Source organism: Corynebacterium sp. UBA2622, from assembly GCF_002339505.1.
Lineage (GTDB): Bacteria > Actinomycetota > Actinomycetes > Mycobacteriales > Mycobacteriaceae > Corynebacterium.
Window position 1 is genome coordinate 1 of record NZ_DDJO01000004.1, and the last position, 23,980, is coordinate 23,980.

The following is a 23,980-nucleotide window of genomic DNA, read 5'->3' on the forward strand; positions in this document are numbered from 1 at the left end:
CCCAGGGTGACCCGGCCGCGGCCGAGCGGGCGCCGAGCCCCGCCGGAACCCCGCGCGGCAGCGCCGCCGCGCCCGAGCGCGACCCGCTCCTGCCGCCGAACGCCGTGGTCAATGCCGCGCCACGCGCCTCCGCGCCGACCCAGGTGTACCGCCCCTCCAACGTCGTTCCTCCCTCCGTCGCGCGTGAACCGGGCTCCGGGCAGGGCGACACCCCCGCCTCCACAGCCTCCGGCACGGGCGAGCCGGTCACCCCGGCGCCGGGAACGACCGGTGGCACCGCCACCGCGACGGGCACGACCCCACCTGGCGGCACGCCGACCTCCCCCACCCCCGGTTCCACCGAACCCACCCCGGCCGGAACCCCCGCCAACCCGCAGACAGCGACGGCCCAGCCCGGTGATGTCGCATCGCTCCTCGCCCCCGACGGGACGACACCCCAGCGCCAGGCCGTGCCCCCGCAAACGGTGGAACAGGTCGATCCCGCCTCCCAGCAGGTCCAGCAGTACGACAACCCCGGTTCTGACTCCGCCGCCTGGTGGAACCACTTCTGGGGTTACTTCCGCAACTAGGCCCGGGGATAGCCGCGCGCCCTAACCGCAGCTAGGCCCGGGCGAGGAAAATCTCGGCACCGCGCTCGCCCGCCGCCAGGGTGACGCGGCCGTCCGAGGCCGGGACCCAGGCTGCCCGGCCGGGTGTGAGCTCGACCCCCTCGCCAGCCGCGGACCCCGCCGTGCACAGGGCGATGGCCGGGCCGTCGAGAGCCACGTCCAGATTCTCGCCGGCGCCCAGCTCGTAGCGGGTGAGCAGGAAGTCATCGCACGGGGCCTCGTAGCGGGTGGCGCCGGCATCGGGCGTCGTCACCGCGGAGGGGTCCGCGAACGACTCGAAGCGCAGGATGCGCACGAGCTCGGGAACGTCGACGTGCTTCGATGTCAGGCCGCCGCGCAGGACGTTGTCCGAGTTGGCCATGATCTCCACGCCCATGCCGCGCAGGTAGGCGTGCGGCTGCCCCGCGGCGAGGAAGAGCGCCTCTCCGGGAGAGAGCTCCACGTGGTTGAGCATGAGCGAGGCGAGCGTGCCGCTGTCACCCGGGTACTGCTCGGCGAGGGAGAGGAAGTTGCGCGCGGTACGCCCGAGCCAGCCGCTGTCCGCCCCGATCCCGCGCGCGGACTCCGCGACCCGGGCGATGAGCTCCTCGCGGCGCGCCGTCGGGATGGAGATCCAGGTGGTGAACAGCGCACGGAGGCTGCCGGCCTCGTTATCCGGGTCGATCATGGCAGCGTACCGGTCCAGCGCCGGGCAGCTCAGCGCCTGAAAGAGCTCGGTCGTGCGCTCCAGCGGGCTGAAGCCGGCCAGCGCGTGGAACTCCGTCAGCGCGACGATGAGCTCCGGCTTGTGGTTGGCGTCGCGGTAGTTGCGCCGCGGGCTGTCCACGGCGATGCCCTCGGCGTTCTCCCGCTCGAAACCCTCCCGGGCCTGTTCCCTGGACGGGTGGGCCTGGATGCTCAGCGGCTCGTCGGCGGCCAGCAGCTTGAGAAGGAATGGCAGCTTTCCGTCGAACTGCGCCCGCACCCGCTCGCCCAGCTCGGCAGCCGGGTCGGCCGCAATCAGCTTGTCCAGGCCGGTGCCGCCCACCGTCGAAGGGGCCGCGGCGTGGGCGCCGAACCACAGTTCCGCCTCGGGCTTCTGCGAGGGCACGGGCTCACCGCGCAGCTGCGCGAGCAGCGACCGCGACCCCCACGGATACGTCCGGAGAGTCCCGTCAAGCTGCTTCATTCGCACTCCATTCATCCGTTCGATCTCGGTCGGCGCCGCCACCCCGGCCAGCACTGGCCCGGGCGGGCGCTCAGGCGTCCATCGCGGTGGCGGCGTAGGCGCGCGCCACCAGGCGCGCAGCCACCTCCGCGTCACCGAGGCCCTGTTCCTCCACGGTCTCGGCGCGGGAAGCGGGCAGAACCGAATCCGATTCCGCCCAGACAACGGTCTTCAACGGTACCAGCTGGGGGCCGTCGTCAAGGAAGGGGTCGTGGAAGATGTCGCCGCCTCCCCCGCCGGCGTTCGCGTTCTCCAGCGCCGAGGGCAGCTCCGGGGCGGAGGCGTAACCCGAGGGGATTCCGTGCACGCTCCACAGCTGCGCAACGAGGCCCGCGAGTGCTCCGCCGCAGGGGGTCGATCCCGTGTGCAGCACCCGGGCACCGTCGGTGAACGTGCGCAACTGGCGGGCGGCGTTGACGGTGTCGTCGCGCTGCGGGGACAGCGCCTCGAGCTCGGCATCAACACCGTCGGCCAGCGCGAGGAGGAATTCCCGGGTGATCTCACCAGGCTGAACCAGGCTGTCGAGCACGGCCCAGACCGTTGCCATGGCCCGCAGGGGTGATGCGGACGACGTGGTGGGCAGGGGCGGAATGACGAACACGGAGTCCGGCACGTCCTCGACGATCGGGCCCCGCGACGGGCCGGCGAAAACGGTTTCCGCACCCCGTCGAGCGGCGGTGAGGAGTGAGCGCGTGTCCTGCCCCGTGCGGGCGTCGTCCGCGCAGTCCCCCACCACCGCGACCACGTCGAGGGGCCCAACGTAGGCGGGGAGAGCGGGTGTCACGAACGCCGGAACCGGCAGCGGGGTCCGCAGGGCGAGGGCGCACGCTGCGGCCGCGCGGGAGACCTGGTCGGTCCCCACCACGACCACGCTGCGCGGCTGCATCCCCCGCAACCGCGCGAACCCGTCCACCGCGTGCGCCACGGCCCTCATCTGGGCCCCCTCGTGTGCCACGTCGAAGAAGCGGACCGTCTCCCGGTCGTATCCCCCCGCGCCCTCGTAGTAGTCGCCGAGCCGGCTGTCGTTGCTCTCCATGACTACACCCTAGGCGGAAACGCGCCCCCGGGGTTCGCCCGAACCCGGGATCAGGAGCGGATCGCGGCGAGCACCTCGGCGGTCAGGGCGTCGACCTCGCCGCGGGTGGGTGCCTCGACGTTGAGGCGCAGTAGCGGCTCCGTGTTCGAGGCGCGGACGTTGAACCACGCCTTCGTCCCCTCCAGGGTGACGGTAACCCCGTCGAGCCGGTCCACCGACTCGATGCGGTCCTTGAACGCGTCGAGAACCCGCTGGGTGGCTGCCTCCTGGTCCTCCACCTCGGAGTTGATCTCACCGGAGGCGACGTAGCGGTCGAACTCCGCCATGAGTGCGGAGAGCGGCCGGTCCTGCTCGGCAAGCGCGGCCAAGACGTGCAGCGCAGCCACCAGCCCGGAGTCTGCGTTGAAGAAGTCGGCGAAGTAGTAGTGCGCGGAGTGCTCGCCGCCGAACAGGGCACCGGAGCTGGCCATCTCGGCCTTGATGTAGGAGTGGCCGACGCGCGTGCGCACGGCCGTCCCCCCGAGCTCACCGATGATCTCGGGCACGGCACGGGAGGTGATGAGGTTGTGGATGATCGTCGCGCCCGGGTTCTTCTCCAGCGTCCGCGTCGCCACGAGAGCGGTGATCGCCGAGGGGGACACCGGCCGGCCCTTCTCGTCGACGACGAAGCAGCGGTCCGCGTCACCGTCGAAGGCGAGGCCGATGTCGGCGCCCTGCTCCACTACAAACTTCTGCAGATCCTCGAGGTTCTTCGGGTCGAGGGGGTTGGCCTCGTGGTTGGGGAAGGTGCCGTCGAGCTCGAAGTAGAGCGGGCGCACGTCCATGTCCCCGAGTACGGCGGGCACGGTCAGGCCCGCCATCCCGTTGGCGGCGTCGACCGCGATGACCAGGTCACGGCGCACCGGCACCTCGACGAGGTCGCGGAGGAACGCCGCATAGTCCTCAAGCACATCGCGCTTTTCGACGCTCCCGGGCTCCCCCTCGGGGGCGGGGATGCCGTCGACAAGCATGCGCGCGATCTCGCCGAGACCAGTGCTGGTGCTCACCGGCGTCGCGCCTGCGCGGCAGAGTTTGATGCCGTTGTACCGAGCGGGGTTGTGGGACGCGGTGAACATGGCGCCGGCGCAGTTCATGGTGCCGGCGGCGAAGTAGAGCTCATCGGTCGAGGTCAGCCCGAGCTCGATGACGTCGAGGCCGTGCTCGCTGGCACCGCGGGCGAAGGCGGCGGCGAGATCCGGCGAGGAGGGGCGCATGTCGTGGCCGACCGCGATGCGGGTCTCTCCCTCGTCGCGCAGGATGGTGGCGAACGCGGCGCCCACGTCCGCGACGAAGTCCTCGTCAATCTGCTCGCCGACGACCCCGCGCACGTCGTACGCCTTGATCACCTTGTCGATACTGTCCCGCTCACGGTTGATAGCCATGCGGGCCATCTTAGTTCTCCCGCTCCTCCCCCAGCGCTTCCGGCCCGCGGGAGGTCGCCGGCGCATCCGTTTCGGCCGGAGCCACAGCACGGGATTCACCGGACCCGCCCGGGTTGGCGTCCGGATCGGGCACGACGCGCAGGTGGGACCGGCGCACCGCCTTCGCGGCGGCGATGTGCTCCTCGATGCGCTTGGTGCGGTGCACGGGGTGGTTGGAGGTGGCCGGGTCGTTGAAGTCGCGGGTGGCGGCGTATTCGATCGGGTCCTCGCCCGTCTCCACCAGACCTGTGGTCACGCGGCCGGCCTCGCGCACGGCGGCGGCGAGCGCGGTGAGGTCGGATTCGTCCATGTTCTCGAGCTCGGAATCGTCGATATCGACCTGCTCCACCCGCACGAGATCCCAGCCGACGGGCGCGGTGATGTGCGCGGAGTGCCGCTCGCACAGGTCCCAGGCGTGCGGGTCCTGCGCCGGGGCGAGTGGTCCGATGACCGCCGTTGATTCCGCGTAGGCGTAGATGAGCGTAGCCACAGCAGGTCTGCCGCAGCCGGGACGGCAACAACGACGGTAGGTATTCACGGAGGCCAAGTCTAAACCTCCGCTCTAGATTCCGACAGTGACACGCGGCGTGGCCGGACGCCCCCGGCCACCGGGGTGCCTAACATGAGGGGCCATGAGCGCGGACACCCCACACCAGCCCCTCCACCTCCGGCCCGCCCGCGACAGGAGGGGCCGGGGCGCGCGGGGCCCCCTGCTGCCCGTCGGTGTCCCGCGCTACCGCACGCGCTCCATGGCCTTCGACCAGAGCGTCCTGGAGGCCTATGCGCCGCTGCACAACGAGTACTTCGAGCAGCTTGCGGGTGTCGATCTGGCGGTGGACACCATCCCCCGCATGAGGTTGCGCGCGGATACGGCGGTCCTGCCCGACGAGGTCGTCGCCGACGGCCCCGTGCCGCTCGGGCGGGTCCTGCAGGCGGGAGTCGACCGCGAGGGAAACCCGACCCGGGCGCGCTTCGTCGTCTTCCGCATGCCCGTGGAGCAGAGGGCAAAGACGGCGATGGAGCGCTCAGAACTCCTGACCTGGATTCTGACCGCTCTGGTGGCGAACTATCTCAACGTGGACCCGCAGGTGATCGACCCGGAATTCCCGTGGTGACCGCCGCGCGGGTGATGCGTTAGCCGATCTGCTTTTTCAGGCGGCGGCGCTCTCGATCCGAGAGCCCGCCCCAGATGCCGAAGCGCTCGTCGTGCTCGAGGGCGTACTCGAGGCACTCGTCGCGCACCGCGCACGCCTGGCAGATGCGCTTAGCCTCGCGGGTGGAGCCGCCCTTCTCGGGGAAGAACGCCTCAGGGTCGGTTTGGGCGCAGAGCGCCTGGTCCTGCCATTCCTGCTCGACGGTGCCAAACAGTTCATCAAGGGTCATCCCGCCCGCAGCTGCGCCACGGAGAATGGCGTTTCCAGCCATATCTTCCACGCCGTCCCCTTCCTCCGTTGTAGATGGTCGATGGTCGATCCCTGTGATGCGAACCGCTTGTCACGAGCCGCGGGCGGCGGGGATGCGAAACGACAGTTACGTTTCCATCACGCTTACATCACTGTGATTACACCAGTGATTACACACTCTAGCCCTAAATAGCCGCAAGGCGTTTTCGGTCAACGCAGGGCCTTTGCCACCATCGCGCACGTCAAACGCCACTTCAGTCACACTGGTAACAGGAGGCGGGGACAGGGGGTGGGTAGCGGGGGTACTACATGTTGTGGTGACGTTTGCCGGGGGCAACTAACCCGCCGATCCCCCGGCGTGGCGCCTACGCGTCGGGGGAAAACCGCACTCCGGAGTCGGGGATTTCCACCCCGGGCCACACACGCATGCCGCCCTGCAACTCGCAGCGTGCTCCGATGCGTGCACCCTCCCCGATCACGCAGTCGCTGATGCGGGCGTTGGCGCCGATCTGCGCCCCGGCGGCGATGATGGAGTTGCGCACCACGGCGCCCGGCTCAATGGTCACGCCGTCGAAAATCACGGTGTCGTCCACCCGGGACCCGGCGCCGATGTCGCTGCCCCGGCCCACGGCCGTGCCGCCCATGAGGATCACTCCCCCGGCGACGCCCGCGGAGGCGTCGACAAGCGACTCGCCCGTCTTTCCCTCGAGCAGCGGTGAGTAAGCGATGCCGCGCACGAGGTCCGACGATCCCTGCACGAAATCGCTGGGCCGGCCCATGTCGCGCCAGTAGGAGGTGTCCACGTGGCCGACGACCTTCGCGCCCGCGCCGAGCAGGCCGGGGAATGTCTCGCGCTCGACGGAGACGACGCGGCCGGCGGGAATGGCCTCGATGACGGAGCGTTTGAAGACATAACAACCGGCGTTGATCTGGTCGGTCGGCGGGTCCTCCGTCTTCTCCAGGAAGGCGAGCACGTTGCCGTCGCCGTCGGTGGGCACGGACCCGAAGGCCCGCGGGTCCGGCACGCGGACGAGGTGGAGGGTGACATCGGCGTCGGACTCGCTGTGGGTGCGCAGGATGTCACCCAGGTCCGCGCCGGAGAGGACGTCTCCGTTGAAGACCATCGCGTTGTCGTGGCGCAGGCGGTCGAGGACGTTGCGGATCGCGCCACCGGTGCCGAGCGCCTCCTCCTCCACCACGTACTCGATTTCCAGGCCGAAGTCCGAGCCGTCGCCGAAGTACTCCTCGAACACCTCGGCCCGGTAGGAGGTGCCCATGACCACATGCGTCATCCCCGCCTTCCGGATCCGGGCGAGCAGGTGGCTCAGGAAGGGGTACCCGGCCGTGGGAAGCATCGGCTTCGGGGTGGACACCGTGAGGGGGCGCAGCCTCGTGCCGCGCCCGCCGACGAGGACCACCGCGTCGGTGTTTCTCGGATCAGCCATCTACAAACCTTTCAGTATTAATTGTCAGTCGTCGGCGTTCCGCGCCAGGCGAGCAACCCGCCGCGCGCCTTCAGGCCCGCCCACAGGGCGAGGCGCAGCGGGGCCTGCCACCACGAGGGGTGCCGGTCCGCCTGGAAACGGTACGCGGAGGCGTGATGGGCGGGCACCGTGACGCGCGAGTACCTGTCCGCCACGTGGCCCTGGTCGTGGCGGATCACGGCGCCGGGACAGTACACGTTGTCCCACCCGGCGCGCGCCAGACGGTCACCGAGGTCGATGTCCTCCATGTACATGAAGTAGCGCTCGTCAAAGCCCCCGATGGACTCAAAGGCATCCCACCGCAGAAGCAGGCACGCCCCGGAAAGCCAGCCGGCGGTGCGCTGGGAATCCATGTCGTCGCCCGCCTTGTACGCGGCGGAAAAGGGGTTGGAGGGCCAGATGCCGTACAGCAGGGCGTGGCCGATGCCCGTGAGCACCCCGGGCACCTCGCGCGCGCTCGGGTAGGCGGAGCCGTCCGCCTCCTCAATGCGCGGGCCGACCGCCCCCGCGCGCGGCCGGCCCGTCGCGCACTCGAGGAGGCGGTCCACGCTGCCGGGGAGGAAGCGCACGTCGGGGTTGACCACGAGAAAATGGTCGGGGTCGATCTCCCCCGCCTCGCGTCTCGCCCGCAACCGCCGGGCGGCGGCGTTGATCGCGGCACCGTAGCCGATGTTGCCGCCGGTGGGAAGGAACTCCACGTCGGCGCGCTGCGCCACGAGGTCGCGGGCCACCCCGTCGGTGGATCCGTTGTCCGCGCAGACGAGGACCACCGGCCCCCCGCAGGCGCCGTCGAGCGAATCCACGAGCTGGCGCAGGTGGTCCCCCGGGGAGTACGTCACCGTGACCACCGCGAGCGGGGCGGGGGGATTCATCGCTTTGTCCTTGTTCACAATGCGCAACAGCTTACCCATGACCCCGATCGAACCCGGCTCACGGCGCACGTTTGTGCGGACGCATGTCGTATACTTCCACGCGTGAAGGAGAACTACAGGCGTGCCCGGGATATCCAGGCGGCGCCCTCGCGCGCACGGGATATCGCCCAGTCGGGCCACCCGGTGGTGAAGGGCTCCCTCGCCCTCCTCTCCGCCCTCCTGCTCACGATTTCCGGCGTCGGCCACTTCTCCATCGGCCGGCTCGGCGGCAACCTGTCCGCCTCCGAGCTGAGCATCAATCGCGACAAGAAGGACGCCGCTCTCGACGGGGCGGTGGACATCCTCCTCGTCGGTTCCGACTCCCGCACGGACGCGCAGGGCAACCCGCTCAGCGCCGACGAGCTGAACCGGCTCAACGCCGGCGTCTCCGACGGCGAGATCAACACCGACACCATCATGGTCATCCGCGTGCCGGAGGATGGCTCGCGCGCGACCGCGGTGTCGATCCCCCGCGACACCTACATCCACGACGACCGCTACGGCAACATGAAGATCAACGGTGTCTACGCGTCCTACGCGGGCACTAAGCGCGATGAGCTCAAGGCGCGAGGCATGTCCGACGGCTCCTCCCTGGAGCAGCAGGTGGCCCGCGCCGGGCAGGAGGGGCTCATCAACGCCGTGGCGGGGCTCACCGGGGTCCAGGTCGATCACTTCGCGCAGGTGGGGCTCCTGGGGTTCGCCCTCCTCACCGACGCCGTCGGCGGCGTCGACGTTTGCCTCAACGAGGCAGTCAACGAGCCCCTGTCCGGCGCCAACTTCCCCGCCGGGCAGCAGACCCTTGACGGCGCCCAAGCCCTGTCCTTCGTCCGCCAGCGCCACGAGCTGCCGCGCGGCGACCTTGACCGCATCGTTCGCCAGCAGGCGTACATGGCGTCGCTGGTGCAGAAGATCCTCTCCGCCGGCACCCTGACCAACCCTTCCAAGCTGCGCGACCTGTCCAACGCCGCGGGCCGCTCCGTCACACTGGATCAGGGCTGGGACATCGTCGGGTTCGCCCAGCAGATGTCCGGCCTGGCCGGGGGCAACGTGGAGTTCACCACCATCCCCGTCACCTCGGTCAACGGCGTGGGCGACTACGGCGAGTCGATCGTCACCGTCGACGTGCCCCAGGTGCACACGTTCATGGAGGACGTGATCAAGCCCCCGTCGGAGCAGCAGAAGCAGGGCGGAGACTCGGGCGACTCCGACGGCTCCGGTTCAACTGGCGCGCCCGCGTCCCTGCAGAACCGCGAGGTGCACATGCTCAACGCGGGGCAGGGGGCCGGGATGGCGGGTGCCGTGGGCGGTTACCTCCGCGGGCAGGGTGTCAACGTGGCCAACGTGTCCAACGCGCTGCCCGGCGTGTACAGCTTCTCGCAGGTTGTCGCCCTGGATCCGCACGACCCGGCCGCCGCGGAGCTCGCGCAGAAGCTGGGCGGGCTCCCCGTGACCTCCAACGAGGGGCTCGACCCGTCCACCCTCATCGTCGTCGTCGCGGACGGTTACTCGGGGCCGGGTACCGATTCCCCGAGCGCCCAGCCCAGCGAGGAGGAGACGGTGGGGACCCCGGGCGAGGACTTCGGTGCCGCAGAGGTCGGCCCGAAGATCGACGCCGGTGGTTCCGGGCCGCGCTGCGTGAACTAGGCGCGGACTGGGCACCGCGTCCGTCACCCGCGCCGCGCCCCTATGATGGGCGCCCATGAGTATGCTTTCGCCGCTCCTACGCTCGAACCCCGCCGGCCCGCGGCTGACGCTCTACGACGAGGCCGCCGGCACCCGCATGGAGTTTTCCGCCCAGACCCTCGACAACTGGGCGAGCAAGGTGGCCAACATGCTGGAGGCCGAGTTCGAGCTCGCCCCGGGCTCTCGCCTGCTTATCGACGTCCCCGCTTCCTGGCAGGCTGCCGTCATCGCGATCGGTGCCTACAACGCCTCGCTCACACCGGCGTTCTCCTTGGAAGCCGGCGCGACGGGCACCGACCCGGATGTCGTGTTCACCACCCTCGACCGCGCCTCCGCCTGGGCCAACGTGCCGGACGTGGTCATCGTCTCGCCGGACCCGTTCGGCCGCGGGGTTGTGGAGTCGGGTGGAGAGCTCCCCCTCGGCGCCATAGACTTCGGGCCCACCGTGCGCTTCTATGGCGACGACTACTTCGGCGACAGCCCGGAGCTCGGCACCTGGCTGCGCGGGGGCACGGAACGCGGCCGCTACCACGCCGAGCCGTGGGAGACGGCCGGGGAATTCGCCGAGCGCGTCATGGCACCGCTCGCGGCCGACGGGTCCGTCGTGGTGGTCACGGGCCTGGTCTCGGCGGACCGGCTGCAGGAGATCCTCGGCGCGGAGAACGTCACCCACTTCTTCACCTCCCGTTAACGCAGAATTCCGCCGTTGTTTCGCGGGGCGGGCCCGATGTCCGTTTCCTGGGGGATATCACCCCCGATGTCGGGTATTCCCCCCGCCTTCCAGCGGGGGTTGTCACCTGGAAACTACATTGAAGGCACCGAACAAACTGAAAGGTGCTTTTGATGAACTTCACGGCAACTCGTAAGTCCGGCGCCGCGCTGTGCGCCGCCGCCCTGGCCGCGGCCACCCTGACGGCCTGCTCCTCCAACTCTGACTCCGGTTCGACCTCCACGGCGAAGGAAACCGCCACGGAGACCGCGACCTCCGGTGCCTCGTCCTCCAAGGGCGAGGGCCGCGGCCCCATCACCTTCGCAATGGGCCGCAATGACACGGACAAGGTCACCCCGCTCATCGAGAAGTGGAACGCCGCCCACCCGGACGAGAAGGTCACCCTCTCCGAACTCGCGGGTGAGGCCGACGACCAGCGCGACACCCTCGTGCAGTCCCTCCAGGCCAAGAACACCGACTACGACGTCATGGCCCTCGACGTTGTCTGGACCGCCCAGTTCGCCGCCAACCAGTGGCTCGAGCCGCTCGAGGGCGACTACAAGGTGGACACCTCCAAACTGCTGAAGTCCACCGTCGAGTCCGCCACCTATGGCGGCAAGCTCTACGCCCTGCCGCAGAACACCAACGGTCAGCTGCTGTTCCGCAACGCCGACCAGGTCACCGCCAAGCCCGAGAAGTTCGCCGACATCAAGTCCGCCTGCGAGGCCGTGAAGACCGACTGCCTCACCACCCAGCTCAAGCAGTACGAGGGCCTGACCGTCAACAGCCTCGGCTTCATCAACGGCTGGGGCGGCGAGGTTCTCGACGACAACGGTGAGCCCAAGGTCGAGTCCTCCGAGGCCAAGAAGGGCCTGCAGACGATGGTCGACGCCTACAAGGACCACACCATCGCCGCGTCCTCCACCGCCGCCACCGAGGAAGAGACCAACCTGGCCTTCACGGAGGGCAAGACCGCCTTCGCCATCAACTGGCCGTACATGTACGCCAACGCGAAGAAGGCTGGCATCAACGTCGAGGTCCAGCCGCTCGTCGGCGAGAACGGCGTGGGTGTGTCCACCCTCGGCGGCTACAACAACGGCATCAACGTCAACTCCACCAAGAAGGCCACCGCCAAGGACTTCATCGAGTTCATGATCTCCGAGGACAACCAGCGCGCGTTCGCCGAGGCCTCCTTCCCGCCGGTGCTCGCCTCCGTCTACGACGATCCGGAGCTGATCAAGGAGCAGCCGTACCTGCCGGCTCTCAAGGAGTCCCTGGAGCACGCCAAGCCGCGCCCAGTCTCCCCGTTCTACCCGGCCGTTTCCAAGGCCATCCAGGACAACGCCTACGCGGCGCTGACCGCGGGCAAGAGCGTGGACGACGCCACCCGCGACATGGCCGCGGCCATCAAGCAGGCGTCCTAGGAAGGCGCCGGCGACCCCCGGCCCGCGCCCGGGGACGTCGCAAAGCCAGCGTGACACAAGCGCCCGCCTCCGATTCCCCGGAGCGGGCGTTTCGCCCGTCCGGCCCCGCTACACTCCCTAACATCACCCGCGCCCACCCGCAGATCGTGAGGAGCATATGACAACCGCCATCAGGAAGCGCCCCGCTTCCGGGACCGCCACGCCGAAGCGGCGCGCCCCGCGCGACACCGGAAAGGCGACCGGGCTTGTCGCCCCGGCCCTGCTTGTTCTGGCCGTCGTCATCGGATACCCGATCGTCCGGGCGATCTGGCTGTCCTTCCAGGGCAACCGCCGCCTGGATCCGAAGACGGGGGTGTTCACCGACGGCGGCTTCGCCGGCCTGGACAACTACCTCTACTGGCTGACCAACCGGTGCATGTCCCCCTCCGGGAAGGTGGGTTCGTGCCCGCCCGGCGTGCTGGCCACCGACTTCTGGCCCGCGGTGCGCATCACTCTTTTCTTCACCGTGGTCACCGTGCTGCTGGAGACGATCCTCGGCCTGACGATGGCCCTGGTGATGAACACCGAGTCCCGCGGCCGTGGCCTGATCCGCGCCGCGGTGCTCATCCCCTGGGCCATCCCGACGGCCGTGACGGCGAAGCTGTGGCAGTTCATGTTCGCCCCGGCGGGCATCGTCAACTCCCTGCTGCACACGGACATCGCCTGGACCACGGACCCGTGGGCGGCGCGGACCGCCGTCATCATCGCCGACGTGTGGAAGACCGCCCCGTTCATGGCGCTGCTCATCCTCGCCGGCCTGCAGATGATTCCCAGGGACGTCTACGAGGCCGCCCGCGTCGACGGAGCGAGCCGCTGGCAGCAGTTCACGCGCATCACCCTTCCCCTGGTGCGGCCGGCGCTGATGGTCGCGGTGCTTTTCCGCACCCTCGATGCTCTGCGAATGTACGACCTGCCGGTGATCATGATTTCCGGGTCCTCCAACTCCCCCACCGCCACGATCTCCCAGCTGGTGGTGGAGGACATGCGCCAGGGCAACTTCAACTCCGCCTCGGCGCTGTCCACCCTGATCTTCCTGCTGATCTTCGCGGTCGCCTTCATCATGATCCGCTTCCTCGGGGCGGACGTGGGCGGCGACGGGACGCCCGGGGTGAAGGGGAAGAGGCGCTGGTGGCGTCGTGAAGCGAAGGGCGCGGGCGCGCCGGAGACCGTCTCGGAGGAGGCCGCACGATGAGGAAACTATCGCACTACCTCGGAATCATCTTCATCATGTTCTGGGGCCTCGCCCCGTTCTACTGGATGCTGGTCACGGCGCTGCGCGACCCGTCGCACACCTTCGACACCACCCCCTGGCCCACCCACGTCACGCTGGGCAACTTCCGCGACGCACTGGCGACGGACAAGGGCAACGACTTCCTGGGTGCCATCGGCAACTCGCTCATCATCTCGCTGTCCACGACGGCCCTGGCGGTTGTCGTGGGCGTGTTCACCGCCTACGCCATCGCCCGCCTGGACTTCCCGGGCAAGGGCTTCATCACCGGCATCATCCTCGGTGCCTCCATGTTCCCGGGCATCGCTCTGGTCACCCCGCTTTTCCAGCTCTTCGGCGACCTCGGGTGGATCGGCACCTACCGCGCGATGATCATCCCGAACATCTCCTTCGCCCTGCCGCTGACTATCTACACCCTCATCTCGTTCTTCCAGCAGCTCCCCTGGGACCTGGAGGAGGCCGCCCGCGTCGACGGCGCGTCCCGCGGCCAGGCCTTTCGCCTGGTCCTCCTGCCGCTCGCCGCCCCCGCAATCTTCACCACCGGGATCCTGGCGTTCATCACCACCTGGAACGAGTTCATGCTGGCGCGCCAGCTCTCCACCACCGCCACGGAGCCCGTCACGGTGGCCATCGCCCGCTTCGCCGGCCCGAGCGCATTCGAGTACCCTTACGCCGCAATCATGGCCGCGGGCTCCCTGGTCACGGTGCCGCTCATCATCATGGTGCTCGTCTTCCAGCGCCGCATCGTCTCGGGCCTCACCGCTGGCGGCGTGAAGGGGTAGACGTGCCCGGTTCCATGGAGCTGCTCGCGGAGGCGCGGGCGCGCATCACCCGCCTCACCCCCGAGCAGGCTTTCGCGTCGCCCGCCATGCTTATCGACGTCCGCACCGCCGCCCACCGCAGCGCCGGCGGGGATATCCCGGGGGCCGTGGTCATCGACCTCACCGTCCTGCCCTGGCGCCTGGACCCCACCTTCGCCTGGCGCATTCCCGAGGCGACGTCGTGGGACCGCCCGTACGTGCTCATCTGCCGGCACGGGTACTCCTCCTCCGTCGCGGCCTACCAGCTGCAGCGCATGGGGCTGACCAACGTCGCCGATGTCATCGGGGGCTTCGACGCCTGGTTGCGGGCGGGGCTCCCGGTGGCTGGCCCGGACTACGCGGCGGACGTGCGGGAGTAGGGGTGGGAGCGTGAGTACTCGACGGGACCTCATGTGGCAGGCTCTGATCGGCTTTCTCGGCTTCTTCGCCCTCCTCGCGGTGGTGCAGGGCGTGGTCAACCTCTTCCGCCCCGAGCCGGAGGTCTGGCCCGGGCTCTTGGCGGGGGCGCTGGTGCTGTCGACGTGGACGCTGGTGCGACGGTGGAGGAAGTGGCGTCAACAGCCCAGATCCTCCGCAGAGGGGTTGTAGTCCGAAAACGGGACCGTGGAGACAAGGGTGCGGGCTGCGGTGAGGCGCGGTTCCTCCCACGGCAGAATTTCCACCAGGTCGCCATCGTCAGTCTCTACCCAGGGGTCATCTCCGATCGGGTCGAAATAGCCCTTGAGAACGCGCTGGTAGTCGAACCAGAGGTCCTCCTCGTAGGGTCCATCCAGATCGTCGAGGGCTCCCGCCCGGGACGCAACTTCCTTCCGCGCCCGACGGCGTATATCCGGCTCCAGAACATCGAGGGGGATGGTGCCGGGGCAGGGTGTGGTGGTCTCCTCCCTCGCCCACTCCTCTATGAGATTGTCCACGCGGCGTTCGATCGCGCGTTTCAGCTCTGCGAAATCGTAGGCGTGGCCGTCGCGGAGTTCTCGCTCCCACAGAAACTCGTACTCAATTTCGCTCAACATGGGGAAGAGCTTAGAAACACCCCGGACAGCGCCCCGGGAAAATCGAACTCCTGCGCGAAGCTCGGGTGGGCCGCCTAACCTACCGCCCGAGCAGCACCCGGGCCGCTCTGCGCCAGGCGACGCGCGCGATGGAGTGTGGAAGCGCCGCAATTTCCCGGGTGTAGTTGCGCAGACGTGAGCGGCGCGGGGTGGGCGCGGCCGCCACCTCGACGGGGATGCCCAGGTGGCGGGCCCACACCCGTGTGCGCGCCACGTGGAAGCCGTTGGTCACGACGGTCAGGAGCGCCGCATCCGGGAAAAGTGCCCGCGCGTTCTCGAGATTCTCGTTCGTGGAGCGGGCATCCGGCTCCAGAACGATCGAGCCGCGCGGCACGCCGTGGCCGACGAGCCACGCCGCCATCGCGCCGGCCTCGTCGTGCCCCGAGACCACCACCGGGCGGTCGGGATCGCGGTGCCAGAGACCGAGGGCCGTCGATAAGCGGGCCTCGAGCAGGCGGGAGGGGCGCCCGTCGATGACGCGGGCGCCGAGCACGACGATCGGCCCGCTATTCACCCATCAACCGCGAACGCAGGGCTTCATCCTTGCGCTCGACCTCGGCGGCCATGCCCTCCTGGTAGGCGGCCATCCGCGCCAGCACGTCCGGGTCGGAGGCGCCGATGATGCGCGCGGCGAGCAGACCGGCGTTCTTCGCGCCGCCGATGGAGACGGTGGCCACGGGGACACCGCCGGGCATCTGGACGATGGAGAGCAGGGAATCCAGCCCGTCGAGATCCTTGAGCGCCCGGGGGATGCCGATGACGGGCAGCGGGGTCGCGGCGGCGACCATGCCGGGCAGGTGCGCGGCCCCGCCGGCGCAGGCGATGATGACCTTCAGGCCGCGCTTGTGGGCGGTTTTGGCGTAGGCCAGCATCTTCTCGGGGGTGCGGTGCGCGGAGACGACACCGACCTCGAACGGCAGGCCGAACTCGGCGAGCACCTCGGCGGCGGGGGCGACGGTGTCCCAGTCGGAGTCCGAACCCATGATCAGGCCGACGATCGGTTCCATGCTCTAGTCCTTCCAGGTGGCGTTGACGATGAAGTGGGCGGCGTCCTCTGCGATGCGGCGGGCCGTGTCGGCGTCGGCGGCGGTGACGTTGACGTGGCCCATCTTGCGCCCCGGGCGCCAGTCCTTGCCGTAGAGATGCACCTTGGCCTCCGGATACCTGCGCATCACCTCGGCGACGCGCCCGCGCATGGGCATCTCCGGATCGCGCTCGCCGCCCAGGGTGTTGACCATGACGGTCGCGGGTGCCAGCGGCTCGGTGGAACCCAGCGGCCAGTCGAGAACGGCGCGCAGGTGCTGCTCGAACTGGGAGGTCACGGACCCCTCCTGGGTCCAGTGCCCGGTGTTGTGGGGGCGCATGGCCAGCTCGTTGACGGTGACGGCGGGGGCCCCGTCCGCACCGGGGTGCTCGAAGAGCTCGACGGCGAGGACCCCGGTGACGTCCAGCTCCTCGGCGATGCGCACCGCAAGGTCGCGGCAGTACGCGGCGAGGTCCGGGCTGAGACCCGGCGCGGGCGAGATCGCCACGCGGCACACCCCGCCCTCCTGGATCGACTCCACGACGGGCCAGGCGCGCACCTTCCCCGACCGGTTCCGGGCCACCATGGCGGACAGTTCGCGGGTGAAGGCGATCTTGCGTTCCGCGTAGAGGGGGGTGCCCGTGCCGAGCAGCTCGGTGACGAGGTCGGCGAAACCCTGCTCGGATTCGGGGAACCACACGCCGTGGCCGTCATACCCGCCTCGGGTCGCCTTGAGGCACACCTCGCCGTCAACGCGCTCCCAGAACGAGCGCGCGTCCTGGGCGGATGCGATGGGGGCGAATTCCGGCACCGGGGCGCCGATCTCACCCAGCCGGGTGCGCTGCTCCAGCTTGTCCTGCGCGTAGAGCAGGGCCGCCGGGCGGGGCTCGACGTTGATCCCGGCGTCGATGAGCGACTGCAGGTGCTCATTGGGCACGTGCTCGTGGTCGAAGGTGACGGCGTCCGCTCCCCGCGCGATCTCCTCCAAGTCGGAGAGGTCCGTGTAATCGCCCAGGCGGACGTCGCCGAAAACCTGGGCCGCGGAGGCGTCCCTGCCGCCGGCGAGGACCCGGGTGCGCAACCCCAGCTCGATGGCTTCGGTGTGCATCATCCGGGCGAGTTGGCCGTCGCCGACGACGGCAACGGTGGGCATTTCATGGGCATGGTTCACGTTCGTTTACATTAGTGCCCGACAAGCACCCTAGCGGTACCGGGACGCGTGGAACTGGCCGGCGCCGACCCGCCCGTTGAGCACCTTCTCCACCTTCTTCGCCCGGCCCACCCCGGGGTAGTGCAGGGGGCGGTCGAACCCGTAGACGGAGAGGGTGAGACCGCCGCGCTCCCGGCGCGCGGAATGGATCTGCTGGATCGGGATGGAGTCGGGCGCGCCCACCCCTCCCCCGCCACCGCGCGCGAGAACCCGGCGGTCCGTGACCATGAAGCGGCGGCGGCGCGAGGAGACGACAGGCAGCACGAAACGGAGAACCGCGAGCACCGCCCAGAGCGCGACGACGAGGTTGCGGAAGGCGGGGTCGATGCCGTGGCCGTCCATCCAGCCGACGGCCATCCAGCACACGCCCGTGACCACCACCAGCTCGAGCAGGGGAAAGACCAACCCGGACAGGGGGCCGCACGTGTCGGCGAGGACGACCTCGCCATCGCCAAGCTTCATCCCAGCCACCGCGGGGGACGCTACTCGGCCGGACGCAGGTGCGTCACGTCGCCGGCGGAGTAGGCGGTGCCGTCGATGACGATCTCGCCGGCGTCGTTGATGTCGTCGACAACACCCTCGACGTCCCCGCCGGCCCGCTCGAGGCGGGCGGCCCGGCCGATGGTGGAGCACACGGCGCGGTAGTCCTCGAGCAGCTGCGCGTCACCCTCGCGCCACTGGCGGATCCGCTCGCCCAGGGCGAGGAGGAGGTCCACGGTGAACTGGTCCCACTCCACGTCGACGCCCTCGAGGTTGAGCGACGTCGCCGTCTCCACGGGCAGGTCCTCGCGCCGCCAGGCGACGTTCACACCCACGCCCAGCACAGCGCGGGGGGCCTCGCCGGAAAGGTCCGCCTCGGCGAGGATCCCCGCGAGCTTACGGCCGCCGAGCAGGACGTCGTTGGGCCACTTCAGGCTCGCCTCGGGGATGACGTCGGCGACCGCGAGGCCCGTGGCCAGCGGGAGCAGGCCGACGCGGTCCACCGGCTCGGCGTCGACCAGCACGCTGAGGCAGAGCTGCGCCCCCTTGGGGGACACCCAGGTGCGGCCCATCCGGCCGCGGCCGGCCGTCTGGGCATCGGCGATGAGGACGTCGCCCGCCTGGCCGTCGGCAAGCAACTCGGCGTTGGTGGAGCCGACGGACTCGACCCACCGCACGTCGCGCCACGTCTCGGCGACCTCGTCCTGGATGAATTGGATGTTCTGCACAGTCATGGCTCCGATCATATTGCCTATCGCCCGTGCTCCTCCCCGGGGTCCGGTGAGATGGCAGCGGAGGAGGCCACGCGGGTAGATGAGCGCCTGTAAATGAGCGCCAGTCCGGTGAAATCCGCGAACACGAGAAAATCCACCAGACTGGCGCTCTTTTATGGGCGCTCATTTACCAACGCACACACCAGCCCCCGCCTCCCCCACCACGCACACCGCCACCGCGTAGTCGCCGTCGTGGGACAGGGACAACGACACCGCGGGCGGGCCCAGCCGCGACACCTCCCCGCGCAGGACAACGGCGACACGCCCGAAGGCGTCGGGCACCACCTCTATCTCGGAGAAGTCCACGCCGCCCGGGTCGATCACGGGCGGGGAACCGTACAGCGACTGGGACCAGGCCTTGATGTAGGCCTCCTTGGCCGCCCACCGCGCCGCGAGCGAGGAGACCCGGTCGGGCTTGTCCGCGCACGTACGCAGCTCGCGTTCCGTGAAGACGGATGCGAAACGCGAACCGGGCACCTCCAGCTGCGAGGCAAAAGCCGAAACCTGGACGATGTCGGTGCCCACATGCACGGTGCACCACCATCCTTTCGCGTTGAGTGGCAAAGATCACATCGGGAGCATAACAGCACGGTAACGGCATAACTTACCTAACCGTAACCTACCAATTCGTAGGTAGAGTTGTTTTGCCCCTCCTAATTAGACGCGGTGAACCCTAAACTCCCCGGCATGACTGTTTCTTCCCACATGCCGGAGCTTGACGCTCTCGACGGCCCGCAGACCACAGCCGACAAGATCGCCGACCTGAAGCGCCGCCGCGAGGAGGCCGCCGTCCCCATGGGGGAGGCCGCGCACGACAAGGTGCGCGACGCCGGGCGGCTCACCGCCCGGGAGCGCCTCGACTACCTCCTCGACGAGGGCTCCTTCGTCGAGACCGACCAGTTGGTGCGCCACCGAACCCACGAGTTCGGGATGCACGCCCGCCGCCCAGTCACCGACGGCATCGTCACCGGGTGGGGCACGATCGACGGCAGGGAGGTGTGCGTCTTCTCCCAGGACGGCACCGTCTTCGGCGGCGCGCTGGGCGAGGTCTACGGCGAGAAGATGGTCAAGATCCAGGAACTCGCCGTCACCACCGGTCGCCCGCTCATCGGCCTCTACGAGGGCGCGGGCGCCCGCATCCAGGAAGGCGCGGTCTCCCTCGACTGGATCGCGAAGACCTTCTACCAGAACGTCAAGGCCTCCGGGGTCGTCCCCCAGATCTCCGTGATCATGGGCGCCTGCGCCGGCGGCAACGCCTACTCCCCCGCCCTGACCGACTTCGTGGTCATGGTGGACCAGAGCTCCAAGATGTTCGTCACCGGCCCCGACGTGATCACCACCGTCACCGGCGAACAGATCACCCAGGAGGAGCTCGGTGGCGCGTGGACCCACATGAACACCGCGGGCAACTGCCACTACGTCGCCTCCTCCGACGAGGACGCCCTGGACTGGGTCACGGACCTCGTCGGTTTCCTGCCCAACAACGCCCGGAGCGCCCCGCCCGCCGAGCTGGCCCACCCCGAGCCCGGCATCACCGCCGAGGACGCCGAGCTCGACTCCATCATCCCCGACTCCCCCAACCAGCCCTACGACGTGCGCGAGGTCATCACCCGCATCGCGGACGACGGGGAGTTCTTCGAGATCATGGAGAAACGCGCGGAAAACGTCGTCACGGCCCTGACACGCATCGAGGGTGAGGTCGTCGCCATCCTCGCGAACCAACCCAGCGTCTTCGCCGGCTGCCTCGACATCGACTCCTCCGAGAAGGCGGCGCGCTTCGTGCGCACCATCGACGCGTTCAACATCCCCCTGGTCCTGCTCGTCGACGTCCCGGGCTTCCTCCCCGGCGCCAGCCAGGAACACGGCGGCATCCTCCGCAGGGGTGCCAAGCTGCTCTACGCCTACGCCGAGGCCAGCGTGCCCAAGATCACCGTCACCATGCGGAAGTCCTACGGCGGCGCGTACTGCGTCATGGGTTCCAAGGGCCTCGGCGCGGACGTGAACCTGGCCTGGCCCACCGCCCAGATCGCGGTGATGGGCGCCTCGGGTGCCGTGGGCTTCATCAACCGCAAGGACATCAAGGCAGCCCGCGAGTCCGGCATGGACGAGGCGGCGCTGGCGGAGCTCATCCAGAGCTACGAGCGCGAGTACGAGGACGCCATCCTCAACCCCTACCTCGCCGCCGAGCGGGGGCTTATCGACGCCGTCATCCTCCCCTCGGAGACCCGCACCGCCGTGGCCGCCAACCTGCGCCTCTACCGGGACAAGACCGTCGCCCGCCCAGCGCACAAGCACGGCAACATCCCGCTCTAACCGGCCCCTTCCCCGCGAACTGAAAGATTTCTTTCCACCATGACTCTCACCCCCCTGCTCTCCCTGACCTCCCCCGCCGTGATCTTCCAGGGCCAGGGAACGAACTGGCAGGTCGCGCTCTCCGACGCCGCCGCGACCCCGACCACCCACGCCCGCCTCACCGAGCTGCTGGCCGCCGCCCGCTCCCTGACGGGGCCGGTGGCCCGCCCGCTGGCCTCCGCCGTACCCGGCACCGCCGAGCGCCTGCGCTCCCTGATGGATCCCGACCGGCCCACCGAGGCCAGCGACATCGACGCCTTCCCCGCCGTCAGCGTCCCCGGCATCGTCCTCGCCCAGATCGCGGCGGTGCAGCAGCTGCGCGACCTCGGCCTCGACATCGGCTCCGCCGGGCTGGCCGGCCACTCCCAGGGCTCCCTGGGCGTGGCGGCGGTCGCGCGCCCCGAGCACACCCTGGCCTTCGCGCTGATTCTCGGCGCGGCCGCCTCCACCGCCCACGGTGCGACGGATTCCTCCCCCCGGATGCTCTCCGTGAGGGGGGTGCACCGGGCGGACGTCGAAAAGCACGCGGGCGAGCTCGTCTCCGTGATCAACGGCCCGCGCCACATCGTTCTCGCGGGGGAGCCGGAGGAGCTGGCCGCCGCACGCGAGCACATCGAGGCGGCGGCGGCCGCCTACAACGCGCGGCTGGAGGCCGCGGAGTTCGGTGGTTCCGAGGTGACCCCGCTCTTCGATGCCCTCCCCGTCGCGTACCCCTTCCACAGCGCCGCCAACACCCGCGGCGTCGAGCTGGCCGTCGAGTGGGCGGAGGCCTGCGGCATCGACCTCGGGGACACCACCCCGCGCGAGCTGGCCCAGGCCATCCTCGCGGACCGCCACGACTGGCCCACCCGCGTGCGCGAGCTGCTGGCCGCCGGCCCGAGCCACATCCTCTCGCTGGACAAGTCGCTGAGCTCGATCACCTCCAAGCTCACCGCAGGCTCCGGCGTGCCCGTGGTCACCGTCGACAGCGCGAAGTCCCGCGACGACCTCGCCGTGCCCGGCAAGACCTTGCCCGAGGCCGCGAACTACTCCCGCTACGCACCGCGCCTCGTGCGCCTACCCGACGGCAAGACGTACACGCAGACCCGCTTCTCCACGCTCACCGGCCTGTCGCCCATCATCCTCGGCGGCATGACCCCGACCTCCGCGGACGGTGAGATCGTCGCGGCGGCCGCGAACGCGGGGTACTGGACCGAGCTCGCCGGCGGCGGCATGTACTCCGAGGAGGTGTTCAACGAGCACAAGGACACCCTCGTGGAGCACCTGGAACCGGGCCGCACCGCCCAGTTCAACACCATGTTCTTCGACCGCTTCCTGTGGAACATGCACTTCGGCCAGACCCGCATGGTGCCCAAGGCCCGCGCCGCCGGCGCCCCCTTCAACGGCGTGTGCATCTCCGCCGGTATCCCCGAGGTTGACGAGGCCACCGAGCTCCTCTCCCAGCTGCGCGCCGACGGCTTCCCCTACATCGCGTTCAAGCCCGGCACCGCCAAACAGGTGCGCGACACCCTGAAGATCGCCGCCGCCAACCCGGACGTGCCCGTCATCCTCATGATCGAGGACGGCCACGCGGGGGGCCACCACTCCTGGGTGGACCTCGACGACCTGCTCATGGACACCTACGCCGAGATCCGCGCCCACGACAACGCCGTCCTCACCGTCGGCGGCGGCGTCTACTCCCCCGAGCGCGCGGCCGAGCTCATCAACGGTGACTGGGCCACGCGCTGGGATCTCCCCCTCATGCCCGTCGACGCCGTGTTCATCGGCACCGTCGCCATGGCCACCAGGGAGGCGAAGGCCACCGACTCGGTGAAGGACCTGCTGGTCAACACCCCCGGCCTCGACCCCTTGGACAACGGCGGCTGGGTCTCGCGCGGCACCGGCCGCAACGGCGTCGCTTCCTCCCAGAGCCACCTCCTGGCGGACATCCACGACCTGGACAACTCCTTCGCCCGCGCATCCCGCCTCATCACCGGCATGGACATCAGCGAGTACGACTCCCGCCGCGAGGAGATCATCGAGGCGCTGTCGAAAACCTCCAAGCCCTTCTTCGGCGAGGTCGAGGACATGACCTACGCCGAGTGGGTGGAGCGCTTCGTCGACCTGGCCCACCCCTTCGTCGACGCCACGTGGGACGCCCGCTTCCTCTCCCTGCTGCACCGCATCGAGGCCCGCCTGAACGAGGCCGACCACGGGGAAATCCCCACCCTCTTCCCCGCCGGCGAAAACCTGGACGCACGGGAGGCCGTCGACAAGCTTCTGGCCGCGTACCCGCAGGCGCGCGAGACCAAAGTCTCCCCGCGCGACGCCGCGTGGTGGATCGGCCTGCACTACGCCTACCCCAAGCCGATGCCGTGGGTGCCCGCCATCGACGGTGACCTGAAGACGTGGTTCGGCAAGGACACCCTCTGGCAGGCCCAGGACGAGCGCTACACCGCCGACCAGGTGCGCATCATCCCCGGCCCCGTGGCCGTCGCGGGCATCACAAAGAAGAACGAGCCCGTCGCGGAGCTCCTCGGCCGCTTCGAGGCGGCGGCGACGCAATCGCTTGTCGACGCCGGGGCAACCGTCACGGAGCTCTACTCGCGCCTCGACGACGCGGTGAGCGTGGAGGAGTACCTGCGCGCCGCCCCGACCCTGGTGTGGCACGGCCACCTGATGGACAACCCGGCGCACACCATGTCGCCGGAGGCCTTCGACGTGGTCGAGACCGACGGCGAGTGGGCCATCCGCATCAACACCGACTCCTACTGGGACGACCTGCCGGAGGAGCAGCGCCCGTTCTACGTGCGCGATGTCGTCATCCCGATCGACCTTCCCGAGGGCGTGGCCACCGGTGCCTCGCCCGTGGTGTCCGACGAGCGCCTCCCCGAGGCTGTCTACGCCCTCCTCGCCGGCCTGGCCGGCGTGGGCNNGGCGTGGGCTCCACCTCCGAGGCCGGCGACGAGATCACCGCAATGCCACGCATCATCGAGGGCTCCGAGTCGGACGCCGCGCCGTTCGGCATCGCCCGCTCCAGCTTCACCTTCCCCGCCTCCCTCCTCGCGGCGCACACCGCCGTGACCGGTGCCGCGCT

At 69.6% G+C, this 23,980-nt stretch carries 24 protein-coding genes and 1 pseudogene; 11 read left to right on the forward strand and 14 right to left on the reverse strand.

Translation table 11 applies throughout. From position 1 onward, the window contains the following. Positions 1 to 569 (forward strand): annotated as a pseudogene (locus B3611_RS01675) (hypothetical protein); the annotation flags it as partial. A 31-nt stretch (positions 570 to 600) separates the two neighbouring features. Here B3611_RS01675 and manA read toward each other — a convergent pair. The 4 genes from manA to B3611_RS01695 all read right to left on the reverse strand — a co-directional run bounded on the left by manA (position 601) and on the right by B3611_RS01695 (position 4,849). After that, positions 601 to 1,776, reverse strand: a complete 1,176-nt coding sequence (gene manA, locus B3611_RS01680) for a mannose-6-phosphate isomerase, class I (protein ID WP_291313352.1) — start codon at positions 1,774 to 1,776, stop codon at positions 601 to 603. Between the two features lie 70 nt (positions 1,777 to 1,846). After that, positions 1,847 to 2,851, reverse strand: coding sequence for a hypothetical protein (locus B3611_RS01685; RefSeq protein ID WP_291313353.1), 1,005 nt, complete (start codon positions 2,849 to 2,851; stop codon positions 1,847 to 1,849). A gap of 50 nt (positions 2,852 to 2,901) precedes the next feature. Next, positions 2,902 to 4,272, reverse strand: a complete 1,371-nt coding sequence (locus tag B3611_RS01690; protein ID WP_291313354.1) for a phosphomannomutase/phosphoglucomutase — start codon at positions 4,270 to 4,272, stop codon at positions 2,902 to 2,904. Positions 4,273 to 4,282: 10 nt separating this feature from the next. Beyond that, positions 4,283 to 4,849 carry a DUF3499 domain-containing protein gene (locus B3611_RS01695; protein ID WP_291313355.1) on the reverse strand — a complete coding sequence of 189 codons (567 nt, stop codon included), beginning with the start codon at positions 4,847 to 4,849 and terminating at the stop codon, positions 4,283 to 4,285. 94 nt (positions 4,850 to 4,943) lie between these two features. Here B3611_RS01695 and B3611_RS01700 point away from each other — a divergent pair, with 94 nt between their 5' ends. Continuing rightward, entirely contained in the window at positions 4,944 to 5,426 is a 483-nt protein-coding gene (locus B3611_RS01700) for a metallopeptidase family protein (protein WP_291313356.1), read from the forward strand. A gap of 19 nt (positions 5,427 to 5,445) precedes the next feature. Here B3611_RS01700 and B3611_RS01705 read toward each other — a convergent pair whose 3' ends face one another. From B3611_RS01705 to B3611_RS01715, 3 genes are all read right to left on the reverse strand, one after another. Next, on the reverse strand, positions 5,446 to 5,736 hold the full coding sequence (locus B3611_RS01705; protein ID WP_414646280.1) for a WhiB family transcriptional regulator: 291 nt from the start codon (positions 5,734 to 5,736) through the stop codon (positions 5,446 to 5,448). Positions 5,737 to 6,079: 343 nt separating this feature from the next. Further along, on the reverse strand, positions 6,080 to 7,159 hold the full coding sequence (locus tag B3611_RS01710; RefSeq protein WP_291313357.1) for an NDP-sugar synthase: 1,080 nt from the start codon (positions 7,157 to 7,159) through the stop codon (positions 6,080 to 6,082). Positions 7,160 to 7,176: 17 nt separating this feature from the next. Beyond that, on the reverse strand, positions 7,177 to 8,109 hold the full coding sequence (locus B3611_RS01715; protein WP_291313358.1) for a glycosyltransferase family 2 protein: 933 nt from the start codon (positions 8,107 to 8,109) through the stop codon (positions 7,177 to 7,179). Between the two features lie 63 nt (positions 8,110 to 8,172). Here B3611_RS01715 and B3611_RS01720 point away from each other — a divergent pair, with 63 nt between their 5' ends. The 7 genes from B3611_RS01720 to B3611_RS01750 all read left to right on the forward strand — a co-directional run bounded on the left by B3611_RS01720 (position 8,173) and on the right by B3611_RS01750 (position 14,601). Next, positions 8,173 to 9,753 (forward strand): LCP family protein, encoded by a 1,581-nt coding sequence (locus tag B3611_RS01720; protein WP_291313359.1) that lies wholly within the window; start codon positions 8,173 to 8,175, stop codon positions 9,751 to 9,753. Positions 9,754 to 9,808: 55 nt separating this feature from the next. Next, entirely contained in the window at positions 9,809 to 10,483 is a 675-nt protein-coding gene (locus B3611_RS01725) for a TIGR03089 family protein (RefSeq protein WP_291313360.1), read from the forward strand. 152 nt (positions 10,484 to 10,635) lie between these two features. Then, entirely contained in the window at positions 10,636 to 11,925 is a 1,290-nt protein-coding gene (locus B3611_RS01730) for an ABC transporter substrate-binding protein (RefSeq protein ID WP_291313361.1), read from the forward strand. A 157-nt stretch (positions 11,926 to 12,082) separates the two neighbouring features. Next, positions 12,083 to 13,156 carry a carbohydrate ABC transporter permease gene (locus B3611_RS01735; RefSeq protein ID WP_291313362.1) on the forward strand — a complete coding sequence of 358 codons (1,074 nt, stop codon included), beginning with the start codon at positions 12,083 to 12,085 and terminating at the stop codon, positions 13,154 to 13,156. After that, complete coding sequence (locus B3611_RS01740) at positions 13,153 to 13,974, forward strand: carbohydrate ABC transporter permease (protein WP_291313363.1); 822 nt, start codon at positions 13,153 to 13,155, stop codon at positions 13,972 to 13,974. Before B3611_RS01735 ends, B3611_RS01740 begins: the two co-directional genes overlap by 4 nt. Before the next feature lie 2 nt (positions 13,975 to 13,976). After that, the gene (locus tag B3611_RS01745) at positions 13,977 to 14,372 is read left to right on the forward strand and encodes a rhodanese-like domain-containing protein (protein WP_291313364.1); all 396 of its coding nucleotides are present in this window, start codon (positions 13,977 to 13,979) and stop codon (positions 14,370 to 14,372) included. A 10-nt stretch (positions 14,373 to 14,382) separates the two neighbouring features. Continuing rightward, positions 14,383 to 14,601, forward strand: coding sequence for a PEP-CTERM sorting domain-containing protein (locus tag B3611_RS01750; protein ID WP_414646281.1), 219 nt, complete (start codon positions 14,383 to 14,385; stop codon positions 14,599 to 14,601). Here the strand turns inward: B3611_RS01750 and B3611_RS01755 are convergent. The 7 genes from B3611_RS01755 to B3611_RS01785 all read right to left on the reverse strand — a co-directional run bounded on the left by B3611_RS01755 (position 14,568) and on the right by B3611_RS01785 (position 19,083). Further along, positions 14,568 to 15,026 (reverse strand): hypothetical protein, encoded by a 459-nt coding sequence (locus B3611_RS01755; protein ID WP_291313365.1) that lies wholly within the window; start codon positions 15,024 to 15,026, stop codon positions 14,568 to 14,570. The two genes, B3611_RS01750 and B3611_RS01755, sit on opposite strands and share 34 nt — an antisense overlap. 79 nt (positions 15,027 to 15,105) lie before the next feature. After that, positions 15,106 to 15,579 (reverse strand): YdcF family protein, encoded by a 474-nt coding sequence (locus tag B3611_RS01760; protein WP_291313366.1) that lies wholly within the window; start codon positions 15,577 to 15,579, stop codon positions 15,106 to 15,108. Then, the gene (gene purE / locus B3611_RS01765; RefSeq protein WP_291313367.1) at positions 15,572 to 16,072 is read right to left on the reverse strand and encodes a 5-(carboxyamino)imidazole ribonucleotide mutase; all 501 of its coding nucleotides are present in this window, start codon (positions 16,070 to 16,072) and stop codon (positions 15,572 to 15,574) included. The genes B3611_RS01760 and purE overlap by 8 nt, the downstream gene beginning before the upstream one ends. A gap of 3 nt (positions 16,073 to 16,075) precedes the next feature. Continuing rightward, positions 16,076 to 17,260: a 5-(carboxyamino)imidazole ribonucleotide synthase gene (locus B3611_RS01770; RefSeq protein WP_291313368.1), complete on the reverse strand. Its 1,185-nt coding sequence runs from the start codon at positions 17,258 to 17,260 to the stop codon at positions 16,076 to 16,078. Positions 17,261 to 17,290: 30 nt separating this feature from the next. After that, positions 17,291 to 17,761 (reverse strand): hypothetical protein, encoded by a 471-nt coding sequence (locus B3611_RS01775; RefSeq protein WP_291313369.1) that lies wholly within the window; start codon positions 17,759 to 17,761, stop codon positions 17,291 to 17,293. A gap of 20 nt (positions 17,762 to 17,781) precedes the next feature. Beyond that, a complete protein-coding gene (locus B3611_RS01780; RefSeq protein WP_291313370.1) occupies positions 17,782 to 18,513 on the reverse strand; it encodes a biotin--[acetyl-CoA-carboxylase] ligase in 732 nt (243 codons plus the stop codon). A gap of 162 nt (positions 18,514 to 18,675) precedes the next feature. After that, entirely contained in the window at positions 18,676 to 19,083 is a 408-nt protein-coding gene (locus B3611_RS01785) for a holo-ACP synthase (protein ID WP_291313371.1), read from the reverse strand. 156 nt (positions 19,084 to 19,239) lie between these two features. Between B3611_RS01785 and B3611_RS01790 the strand changes: the two genes are divergently transcribed. Together B3611_RS01790 and B3611_RS01795 are read left to right on the forward strand one after the other, a co-directional pair. After that, a complete protein-coding gene (locus B3611_RS01790) occupies positions 19,240 to 20,865 on the forward strand; it encodes an acyl-CoA carboxylase subunit beta (RefSeq protein WP_291313372.1) in 1,626 nt (541 codons plus the stop codon). A 39-nt stretch (positions 20,866 to 20,904) separates the two neighbouring features. Next, on the forward strand, positions 20,905 to 23,967 hold the full coding sequence (locus B3611_RS01795) for a fatty acid synthase subunit beta domain-containing protein (RefSeq protein WP_349676563.1): 3,063 nt from the start codon (positions 20,905 to 20,907) through the stop codon (positions 23,965 to 23,967). Positions 23,968 to 23,980 lie beyond the last annotated feature (13 nt).